Here is a 10,061-nt window from a genome sequence, read left to right as displayed (position 1 = left end):
CCGGGGTCCTTGTGCGGGTCGCGCAACGCCTGCTCGCCATGGCAGCAGGCATCTGGCACAACTGGAACACCGACGTGACCAGCAAAAGGTCACTGATCGCACTCGACCACTAACACCAACTTCACGGAATCAATCATCTAGTCGGTGTCGGCGTCAGCACCCGGCCGGTGGCATCGCAGACGAAGGCGAGTTCGGCGTCGGCGTTGCGGGCGTTCAGAAGCCTGCCCGCCGCGTCGAAGGCGTAGGTCGTGCTGGCCTCGCCGTCTTCGCGCCGCACGACCCGGCCCAGCGCGTCCCGCGTCAGCCGGACGGTCTGCCCAGCGGCGTTGACCTGCTCAGCCAGCTGGCCCGCGGAGTCGTAACGGTAGTGCCGCTCCCGGCCGTTGAAGTCGCTCTCCCACGCCAGGTTGCCGGCAACGAGATGCCCGTATATGCCTCGGTCGAACTCTTCACATCGGCGACCAACGGATTACCCATTGCACGACCATTCTCGAAAGGGTGGATGCCGTCACGGCAGGCTGTATCCATAATCGATGTCGACCGGGTGCGGAAAACGCGAATTCCGACCGTTCCGGAACGACAATTCCGTTCACGCGCCCGGCCGGTCGACCAGCCCGGCCAGTCTCTTCGGCGCGAGCACGCAATAACTCTCAGTGAGGAGCTCGGCTACCTCGTCCCAGTCGACGCCGGTGCCGAGCACCATGCCGACGACGTCACTGCCCCACGCGGGCCGGAAGAACGGCGGGCCGGCGCTGGTCAGCGCGGCGAGCTCCGGGCCGGGCGACCGGAACGTCACCACGACGATCGGGCCGTCGTCCGCCGCGGCCAGCGCGAACGCCGGCGGCCGCCCCTCGTCGATCATGACGACGTGCGCGAACGTCCGCTTGCGAACGCGCCATCTGGTGCCCACCCAGGCGGGCTCCTCGTAGGTCTCCGGCAGCCCCAGGCACACCGACCGCAGCGCGTCGACGACCTCGCGCGGCACCTCTCCCGATCCGGTCACCGTTCCCTCCCCATGTCCGGTTCTTCGTTCGAACCTACCGGCGACCACCGACACTTTCACTACACTCGGCGGCGTGCCGACACTCCGTCCCGCGAAGCCCGGCGACGCGCCCGCGGTCGCTCTGATCTGGTACGACGGCTGGCGCGACGGCCACCTGGGTCATATCCCCGACGCGCTCTTGGCCGTCCGGACCGAGGAGTCGTTCGGCTCCCGCGCCGCCGAGCGGGTCGGTGACACGACGGTCGCGACGGCCGGTGACGAGGTCGCGGGCTTCGTGATGGTGGTCGGAGACGAGGTCGAACAGGTCTACGTGTCGACGGGCCACCGCGGGACCGGCGTGGCGGCCGTGCTGCTCGCCGAAGCCGAACGGCTGGTAGCGGCGAACGGCTATCAGCGCGCCTGGCTCGCCGTCGTCGCGGGCAACGCACGCGCCCGCAAGTTCTACGAGCGCAACGGCTGGGCCGACGAGGGTCCGTTCGACTATCTCGCGGCGAGTGCCGCCGGCCCCGTTCCCGTTCCGTGCCGCCGGTACGGCAAGCAGGTCACCGCATAACCGCAGCCCACAGATTGGGCAGAAGACCGCCGTCTGTCGACAGATGGCGATGGTTGCGCACGCGGGGTATCACGTGATGTCGACATCTCGCGGCTTGAGTGAGTGATCGCTTAGGTCACCAGGCCTTTGCGATAGGCGTAGACCACGGCTTGTACGCGGTCACGCAGGCCAAGTTTGGTGAGGATGCGCGAAACGTAGGTCTTGACGGTCTCGTGGCTGATCACCAGCGTCGCGGCGATCTCGCCGTTGGACAGGCCGTGGGCGATGAGGCGCAACACCTCCAGCTCACGCGGCGCCAGCGCGACGTTGTCCGGCGCGTCCCCGGCCGGCCGGATCCGCGCCGCGTACCGGCCCACGAGCTGCCGGGTCACCTCGGGCGCCAGCAACGCGGCACCGCTCGCGACGGTGTGGATCCCGTGCAGCAACTGCGCCGGCGGGGCGTCCTTGAGCAGGAACCCGCTCGCGCCCGCCCGCAGCGCCTCGTACACGTACTCGTCCAAATTGAACGTCGTCACGACGAGCACCTTGACGGGATCGGCCACCCCGGCACCGGCCAGCAGTCGGGTCGCCTCGATGCCGTCGAGCACCGGCATCCGCACGTCCATCACCACCACGTCCGGGCGCAGCCGGTTGGCGAGCTCGACCGCGGCCCGCCCGTCCCCGCACTCGCCCACGACCTCGAGGTCGGGCTGGGCGTCGATGATCGTGGTGAAGCCGGTGCGGATCAGCGCCTGGTCGTCGCAGACCAGCACGCGAACGGGCGCGGTCACGACGGGCTTCCGGTGGGAATGCGGGCGTGTACGACGAACCGTCCGCCCGTCCGGCGGCCGGCGCTGAACTCGCCGCCCAGCACGCCGACCCGTTCGCGGAGTCCGGCCAGGCCTCGCCCGCTTCCGCCGGGGGACGCGGCATACGACCCCAAGCCGTCTGTGCCGACTTCCACCGTGGTCTCCCTTTCGCCGTGTCGCACATGGACCGTGGTCCGGCTGCCGGTGGCGTACTTGAGGGCGTTCGTCAACGCCTCCTGCACGACCCGATAGGCCGCGACCTCGGCGCTGCCGGGCGTTTCCGCCGGCTCACCGTCCTCGGTGAACTCCACCGGTTGCCCGGCCAGCCGGGTCTGCTCCACGAGGACGCGGAGCTCGCCGACAGCCGGCATACGCACGTCGGTGCTGTGGTCGGGGTTGAGCAGATCGAGCAGGTGCCGCAGTTCGCTGATCGCCCGCCGGCCGGTGTCGCTGATGGCGGTCAGGGTCTGGTCGAGACGTTCGGGGGCGGTGGTCAGGTAGCGCGCCGCCTCGGCCTGCACCACCATCGCCGTCACGTGATGCGTCACGATGTCGTGGAGCTCGCGCGCGATGCGGGTGCGTTCGGCGGTGCGCGTGGTCTCGGCGACACCGCGGCGGCGTTCCGCTTCGGCCTCCCGTGACAACCGCAGCCAGGCCCCTACGCCCCACGCGATGGCCAACGCCACGTAGAACGTCGCGAACCCGGTAACCCCTTCGGCCGACCCCTGCCGACTGAGCGCGACGGCCAGCAGCACGTACGCGGCGGAGAGCAGGACCACGGTGGTACGCCGGTGGTGTTCCAGATACGCCGCCACGCTCAGCAGCGCGATGGGCAGCGCGATGCCGGCGACCAGGTGGTAAGCGCGAAGCTGGTCAAGCGTGAAACCGAGCGACACCAGCGCGAGGCAGAGGGTCGGCCAGCGTCGCCGGATGGCGAGCGGGAGGCACTCCAGGGCGATCACCACGACGGTCAGCGCGTCGAAGGGACGGGCAGGCAGGTCTCCGAGCTGCGTCCCGCGGTTGTGCAGCACCGGCAGCAGCGAAGCGAAGACCAGCACCAGCGCGAGCGGAAGGTCCCGGGCCGTGACATCCCATGTCCGCCACCGGCCCGGGACCTTCAGGAAGTCGATCACCGGGAAACAGTAGCGGGCGTCTCGGCACCGGCCGCGCGACGGCGACGCGGGACGATGTGGCCGCGGCGGTGGGCCAGCCACAGGAACACCACTGTCAGCGCCACGCCCGCCCCCACGGTGTACAGGCTGCCCTCCGGTCCGAAGTCCCCGCCGGTGACGAGGACCGGGCCCGACGTCGTGGCGTCCAGCAGTCCCTTCGACTCGCCGTTGCCGGAGACCACGGCGCTGAAGATGCCACCCGCGGCGAAGTTCCAGCCGAAGTGCAGTCCGATCGGCACCCAGAGGTTGCGGGTGGCGGCGTAGCAGGCGGCGAGCATGAAACCGGCCTCGACAGCGATGGCGGTGGCGCCCCACAAGCTGGCGTCCGGGTTGACCAGGTGCAACAGACCGAACACCACACCGGTGAGCACCAGCGCGATCCAGGTGCCCAGGCGTTCCTCGACGACGCGGAACAGCACGCCGCGAAAGAGGAGCTCCTCGGTCACCGCGGCGGCCGCCATGACCCCGAGCAGCCCCACCGCGCCGGTGACCGAACCCAGGCCGTTGACGTGGTAGCCGCCGAGAAAGGCGATGTTGGCGATCACGGCCGCGAACATCGCGACCCCGATCAGCACACCCCGTGCGGCCCGGACGCCGGCTCCGGCCGGCGCGATCTCCGTGGGCTCGCGGCGTTCGGTGCGCCGCACCACCCACGTGTAGACGTAGATCGCGAGCACGGCCGTCACGACACCGAGAACCAGCGTGAGCCAGGCGTTCCCCTGCACCGCGGCGACGGCCTGACCGCCGGCGAAGGCGACCGCCGCGACGGCCAGGAACTGCTTCAGCAAACGCATGATGACTCCTTCACGAGGTCCGCGGCCAAGGTGCCGCGGCTACGGCGAAACGCTAGGGATTCGGCGGCCGCGAAACGTCCCCGCACAGTGGACACTCGCGGGTAGCTCGCACGGGGGACAAGCCCGGTGCCGAGCGGTCACGGTTTCCGGGGTGCACGCCGCCCGATCCGGATCAGGCCGAACGCCGCCAGCACACCGAGAACGGCCAGTCCCAGCGGCCGGAGGGTGAGGGTCCACGGCCACGCCGACCCGGTCAGGGTGAGGTCGTCGGCCGGGTACTCGAGGATCTTCGCGGTCCACCGCGCGGTGGCGTTGTCGGTGGTGCGCGACAGATCCTGCAGCACTCCGTCGAACGCGAAGCCGGGATCCCGGTGCGGATAAACGGTTTCCAGTCCTAGGTAGCGGTGATCCGCGGCCCGCGCTCCCGGCACCATCAGCCGGTCGAGCTCACCGGCCGACGGATCCGCCCTCGGCACGAACTTCAGCCCGTGCCGGGAGCGCACCGGCTCGGCGCCGGGACCCACGGCCAGAGTACTGACGGCCAGCGACTGCCCGAAGGTGTCGAAGACGGAGGCGAGCTCGATCTCGCCGACCCCGTCGGTGAGCAGCACACCGGTCGTGGAGCGGTCCCAGCGAAACGCGGTGTTGAGTCCGACAACGGTGTCGGCCGGTCGAAAATGGGCCTGTACCAACGAAGCCGCGGTGCCGGCGTGGTAGTGACGCCAGCCGATCGCCTGCGCCGCCTTGGCCGCTGCTTCCGGCCCGGCGAGGCGTTCGACGACGTGCAGTGTGCCGTCGATACCGGACAGGATCCCGGCCGTGGTGATGATGTCGCCGTCGTCGACGTACCGCGTCCCGCGCACCCAGTCGACGGCCGGGTGGCGGTCTTCATAGCCGTCGATGCGCAACCAGTGCGCGGTGGCCGGCCGCCCGTCGAGCAGCCCGGCCGAGGCGAGCACCGCGGCGCCGTTGCAGACGCTGACCAGCAGCGATCCCCCGGCCGCCTGCCGGTTGAGCCAGTCACCGACCGGCTTCGACGTGCTCTCACCGACGTCCGGCAGGGCAGGTACGACGACGACGTCCGCGGCGGCGCCGAGCAGGCGGTCCAGCTCGGCGAAGGTCAGGTCCGGCACCAGGTCCAGCCCGCCGGTCAGCGGAACCGGGTGGCCGGCGGGCGCGACGGTGTAGACGTTGAACGCGCCGGTCGTGGCCAGGATTTCGTAGGGCGCGAGTGTGTCGGACACGACGGCGCCGTACTCCCCCACCACGACCACGGCGGTCGGCTTCGCCGGGTCGTGCCTCAGCGGTGCGGCCGCGGGTGCCGCGCCGTCGGTTCGCGCGGCGTACCGCTCGCCGAAGGCAGACGTGGCGGTCAAAGCACCGAGACCGGCGGGCAGGGCGAGTGCTGCGAGCAGGAAGCCCAGGACGGTGACCGTGACGCGCGGGACGGTACGCATGGCCGCTCAGCACCCGTACTCGTGGCGACGGCGCAGCATCGCGGCCAGCATCGCCGGAAGCATCAGCACGTGGCCCGCGGTCATCAGCGCCATCGCGGACAGCACGCCGGTCCAGTAAAACGGGAGCAGCACAAGGAAAGGCAGGTACATCGCCGCGGACATCCCGGCGATACCGGCCCAGCCGTGGCGGCGGATCCGCATCCACAGCGCCATTCCCAGCGACATGTTCGTGGCCATCACCAGTACGTGCGCGGTCACGACCTCGGGCAGGTCCGGCAAGACGAACGACCAGACCGGCTCCAGGACGATCATGCCCGCGACCATGGCGACGATCATCTCCAGCGCGTGCCGGGTGAAGCGCCACACGGCACCGGGCCGGTGCTGAGGTTCGGATCGCCGGGCGTCCGTGGCGATCGACTGTTCGGGATTCACGATGACTCCTTCGGGTTCTCTTGCGGTCACAAGAGATCCTCGGCCGCGACGGGGGCGCGGTCAGGTGCCGAAGGTCATGCTTCTGGTCATGACTCGCCGGTGTTTCAGAACAGGCCGAGCTCCTTGGCCCGCAGCGCCGCCTGGGTGCGGTCACGCACCTGGAGCTTCGACAGCACACCGCTGACGAGGTTCTTCACCGTGCCCTCGGCCAAAAACAGCCGCCCGGCGATCTCCCGGTTGCTGCGGCCGTCGGCGAGCAGCCGGACGACGTCGAGCTCACGCTCCGACAACGGCACCACCAGCGGCTCGGCGTCCTCCCGCGGCAGCCGGGCCACCCTGGCCACGAGCTTGGCCGCGACCGAGGGCTGCAGCACCGACTCCCCGCGTCGCGCCGCGACCAGTGCCTCGACCAGCCGGGCCGAGGACACGTCCTTGAGCAGATAGCCGACCGCGCCTGCCCGCAGCGCCGCGAAGACGTCCGCGTCGTCATCGAACGTAGTCAATGCCAGTACCCGCACCCCGGGCTGCTCGACCCGCAGCCGGTCGGTGGCCGCGATCCCGTCCAGGACCGGCATCCGCAGATCCATCAGGACCACGTCCGGGCACAGTTCGGCGGACAGCCGCACGGCCTGCTCGCCGTTCCCCGCCTCGCCGACCACGCAGATCTCCGGCTGGACCTCGAGCAGCGTCGCCAGTGCTTCGCGGAACAGGGCCTGGTCGTCGACGATCAGGACGCGAACGGCGGTCATCCCGGCACCTCGATGGTCAGCGTCAAGCCGCGCCCGGCGACCGAGTCGACGGACACCTGCCCACCGAGGCCGGTCACCCGCTCGCGGAGCCCGACCAGGCCGAACCCGGCATCCGGTGAGGGGCTCGCGGGCAGCCCGTGGCCGTCGTCGCGGACCTCCAGCCGGACCAGGTCGGCGCTGCCGTAGTCGAGCACGACGGTCGCCACCGTCGCTTCGGCGTGCTTGCGGACGTTGGTCAATCCTTCTTGCGCCGCCCGGAAAAGCGACTCCTCGACGTCCGCGCGGACCACACGGGACTCGCCGAGGATCTCCAGCTCCGTCGGCACCCCCGCTTCGGAAGCCGCACGGGCCAACGCGCGCACCTCGTCGACCAGCGGTGCACACCGCGGCTCGCGCAGCGCCGCGACCGAACGGCGGATCTCGGCCAACGCTTCCTTCGACTGGTCCTGTGCCTTGGCGAGCATCGCGTCGAGCTTGTCGGGACCGGCTGTCGGGATCACCGCGCGCGCGGCCTGCAGAACCATCTGCACGACGGTCAGGTGGTGGCCCAGCCCGTCGTGGATGTCACGGGCGAGCCGGTTGCGCTCCTGGGTGGTCGCGAGCTGCTCGGCCTGGGCGGCGTACCCGCGCAACTGTTCGTTGGCGGCCGCGAGTTCGGCTCTGGCGCGCTGTTCCCGCACCAGCAACTCGGTCACGACGAGCGTGAACGTGGTGACGGCCAACGTGCCGAGCCCCTCGCGCAGCCCGGCGGGCAGCTCCATCTCGATGTGGATCAACGGAATGATCGCGGCCACCACCGCGGCGGCGGGCAGCGGCAACAACAACACGCTCTGCGAAACCAGCACCACCAGCAGCAGCACGGCCCCGATCGCCGCACCCGACAGCGCGAACACGACGAAACCCAGCGGCACCTGGACGCAGACGTACGCCACGGCGAACGCCCGGCCCCGCCGCTGGACGTACCGGAAGCCGATGATGGCGAGCAGGGCGTAGACCAGCCCGACGACCAGCGTCGGCACGAGCTCCTGCTCGAAGTTCGCGGAACCGAGCGGCAGCGTCGCGTACGCGATCACCGTCAGGATGCTCAGCGCCCAGTGCACGCCCCCACTGTGCTCGACCCCGAACACCAGGGTCAACCAGGACTTGGTGAGGAGGGTACAACGTCGTTGGGGCCCCGGGCGGCTGGCCCGGGCACGCTATGAACGGACCTTTCCTAGCGTTTCCGGCTAGGAAAGGTCCGTTCATAGCACCGGACGTGCCCGCCCCACCCACCACGAGAACCCCGCGAAACCTGCGAGCCGCTCACCCAAGGCCGCCGCCCCGATGCCCTCATCACTAGAACCGCCTGCGCCGCCACGACGGTTCCGCGATCGCGGGTGGCGCGGTCAGCGCGGGCTTGTTGGCATACCAGGTGGCGTCCCACTCGCGGAGCGGGCGTGCCACGGTCGCGCACACCTCCCGCGCGAGTTCTTCGGGATCGCGGCCGCGCCAGGGGGTGTCGAGGAAAACCTGGTAGTCGTTCCCGATCTGCAGGGAGACCTGGAACAGCTCGGGGTCGGGATAGCTGTTGGAGACCCAACCGAGGGACAGGCCATAGGAGCGCAGCCGTTCCCGGTCCACGCCCGTCAGGACGAGCCGACCGGCGGTGCGCACCGGGGTCTCCCACGAGTGATCCGCGGCCAGCCGCGCGAGTTCGCTGTCGTACTGGGCGGTGTCGAAGGTGACGCCCCGGTCCATGGGCACCTCGATCGACCAGTCCCAGTGCACCACGTCGTCGTCGCGAACGATGGTGACGTCGGTGGACCCGCAGCCGTACACGCCGCAGGTGCAGCGGGCGATGGGAACTGTGCGCGGCTCGGTGGTGGCGGCCAGCCGAGAGTCCGGGACAAAGACCTTGTACGGGTCCATGCCGAGCCCCGCGGCCCTGGCGGTCATCTCGATTCCGTCGACGTGGACTAGCACCTGGAATCCGTCACGCGCCTCGCGGGGGAACGGCGCCACCTCCAGCCGGAGGGAGTTGACGCCCGACCGGCGGGCCACTCCCCCGCCAGCCGCCACGACATGGCCGACAGGAACCGCGCCCGGCCGGGGGATCCTCAGTTCGTCGAGTGCAGCGAAGGCGAGTTCGCGGATGTCCCACGAAGAATCCTTCGCCGACGCACCGGCCAGTTCCCGCAGCGCCGGTGAGTCCAGCCCGCCGATGAGCGCTTCGCACGCCGCGTCGATCAGCGCAGCCGGTCCGTGGTCGGCGTCCCAGCCCACCACGGCGTTGTGCAGGGATTGTTCCGGGAGCTCGCCTTCCTTGTCGGTCATGGGCGCCATCGTGTACGACGGTGTCGCGAACCCGCACCGGGATTTCGCGGCCGGTCGGGGCTCACATGCTGCGCAGTACCGAGACGACCGTGCCCAGCACCACGGCCTTGTCGCCGTCGATGACTTCGTAAGCCGGGTTGCGTGGCTCGAGATAGACGTGGCCGTTGCGGCGCCGGTACACCTTGACGGTGGCCTCCTCGTCGATCATCGCGGCGACGATCTGGCCGGAGTGAGCCTCGGACTGCTGCTTCACCACGACGATGTCGCCGTCGCAGATCGCGGCGTCGATCATCGAGTCCCCGCGCACGCGAAGACCGAAAACGTTGCCACGGCCGGTAAGGCCGCGGGGCAGCGTCAGCGTGTCGTCGAAATGCTCTTCGGCCATGATGGGGCTTCCCGCGGCGATGTGGCCGACCACGGGCACGCTCACCGAATCGTCGGCAGGCTCACGCGACGAGGAGTCCTGCAGGAACACCCGCACGTCGATCGGCCGCGACATCGTGTTGCTGCGCCTGAGGAAGCCCTTCTCCTCCAGGCTCGTCAGGTGTTTCGACACCGAGGACGATGACCGCAGGCCGACCGCGTCGCCGATCTCCCTGGTACTCGGCGAATACCCGTACCGCATCACGGAATCCCGGATCGTCAGCAGGATTCGCTGCTGGCGTGGCGGCAGGGACGAGGTGTCCAGGTGCTCGAAGGCGTCGAAATCGTCGTAGGCGGTCACCCGCGGAATGGTAGACGTAGGCACCTTTCCCACTGTCCGTGGTCTCGATTTCACTCTCCGAAACGACGGTAGGGCC

At 69.9% G+C, this 10,061-nt stretch carries 12 protein-coding genes and 1 pseudogene; 2 read left to right on the top strand and 11 right to left on the bottom strand.

Features of this window, described 5'->3' with window-relative positions:
* A pseudogene (locus VGP60_RS35780) lies at positions 1-113 on the top strand (IS982 family transposase); the annotation flags it as partial.
* Between the two features lie 20 nt (positions 114-133).
* On the opposite strand, the gene VGP60_RS41830 reads toward VGP60_RS35780, so the two are convergent.
* On the bottom strand, positions 134-277 hold the full coding sequence (locus VGP60_RS41830) for a hypothetical protein (RefSeq protein ID WP_414640459.1): 144 nt from the start codon (positions 275-277) through the stop codon (positions 134-136).
* Positions 278-589: 312 nt separating this feature from the next.
* Positions 590-1,003: an MmcQ/YjbR family DNA-binding protein gene (locus VGP60_RS35770; protein WP_327552622.1), complete on the bottom strand. Its 414-nt coding sequence runs from the start codon at positions 1,001-1,003 to the stop codon at positions 590-592.
* Positions 1,004-1,076: 73 nt separating this feature from the next.
* Here VGP60_RS35770 and VGP60_RS35765 point away from each other — a divergent pair, with 73 nt between their 5' ends.
* Positions 1,077-1,556, top strand: a complete 480-nt coding sequence (locus tag VGP60_RS35765; protein ID WP_327552621.1) for a GNAT family N-acetyltransferase — start codon at positions 1,077-1,079, stop codon at positions 1,554-1,556.
* Positions 1,557-1,666: 110 nt separating this feature from the next.
* Here the strand turns inward: VGP60_RS35765 and VGP60_RS35760 are convergent, their stop codons facing one another.
* The 9 genes from VGP60_RS35760 to lexA all read right to left on the bottom strand — a co-directional run bounded on the left by VGP60_RS35760 (position 1,667) and on the right by lexA (position 9,985).
* Positions 1,667-2,326 (bottom strand): response regulator transcription factor, encoded by a 660-nt coding sequence (locus VGP60_RS35760; RefSeq protein ID WP_327552620.1) that lies wholly within the window; start codon positions 2,324-2,326, stop codon positions 1,667-1,669.
* Positions 2,323-3,477, bottom strand: a complete 1,155-nt coding sequence (locus VGP60_RS35755) for a sensor histidine kinase (protein ID WP_327552619.1) — start codon at positions 3,475-3,477, stop codon at positions 2,323-2,325. Before VGP60_RS35755 ends, VGP60_RS35760 begins: the two co-directional genes overlap by 4 nt.
* A complete protein-coding gene (locus tag VGP60_RS35750) occupies positions 3,474-4,310 on the bottom strand; it encodes a CPBP family intramembrane glutamic endopeptidase (protein WP_327552618.1) in 837 nt (278 codons plus the stop codon). The genes VGP60_RS35755 and VGP60_RS35750 overlap by 4 nt, the downstream gene beginning before the upstream one ends.
* Positions 4,311-4,447: 137 nt before the next feature.
* Positions 4,448-5,767 (bottom strand): DJ-1/PfpI family protein, encoded by a 1,320-nt coding sequence (locus VGP60_RS35745; protein WP_327552617.1) that lies wholly within the window; start codon positions 5,765-5,767, stop codon positions 4,448-4,450.
* Between the two features lie 6 nt (positions 5,768-5,773).
* Positions 5,774-6,199 carry a hypothetical protein gene (locus tag VGP60_RS35740; protein ID WP_327552616.1) on the bottom strand — a complete coding sequence of 142 codons (426 nt, stop codon included), beginning with the start codon at positions 6,197-6,199 and terminating at the stop codon, positions 5,774-5,776.
* Between the two features lie 104 nt (positions 6,200-6,303).
* Positions 6,304-6,948: a response regulator transcription factor gene (locus VGP60_RS35735; protein WP_327552615.1), complete on the bottom strand. Its 645-nt coding sequence runs from the start codon at positions 6,946-6,948 to the stop codon at positions 6,304-6,306.
* The gene (locus VGP60_RS35730; protein ID WP_327552624.1) at positions 6,945-8,075 is read right to left on the bottom strand and encodes a sensor histidine kinase; all 1,131 of its coding nucleotides are present in this window, start codon (positions 8,073-8,075) and stop codon (positions 6,945-6,947) included. The genes VGP60_RS35735 and VGP60_RS35730 overlap by 4 nt, the downstream gene beginning before the upstream one ends.
* Positions 8,076-8,283: 208 nt before the next feature.
* On the bottom strand, positions 8,284-9,261 hold the full coding sequence (locus VGP60_RS35725; protein WP_327552614.1) for a hypothetical protein: 978 nt from the start codon (positions 9,259-9,261) through the stop codon (positions 8,284-8,286).
* Positions 9,262-9,322: 61 nt separating this feature from the next.
* Positions 9,323-9,985 (bottom strand): transcriptional repressor LexA, encoded by a 663-nt coding sequence (lexA, locus tag VGP60_RS35720; protein WP_327552613.1) that lies wholly within the window; start codon positions 9,983-9,985, stop codon positions 9,323-9,325.
* Positions 9,986-10,061 lie beyond the last annotated feature (76 nt).

The sequence above is a fragment of the Amycolatopsis sp. genome (assembly GCF_036008905.1).
In the GTDB taxonomy this organism is placed as follows: Bacteria; Actinomycetota; Actinomycetes; order Mycobacteriales; family Pseudonocardiaceae; genus Amycolatopsis.
The sequence above is the reverse complement of the archived record's forward strand: the minus strand, read 5'-3'. Positions and strand labels throughout refer to the sequence as shown.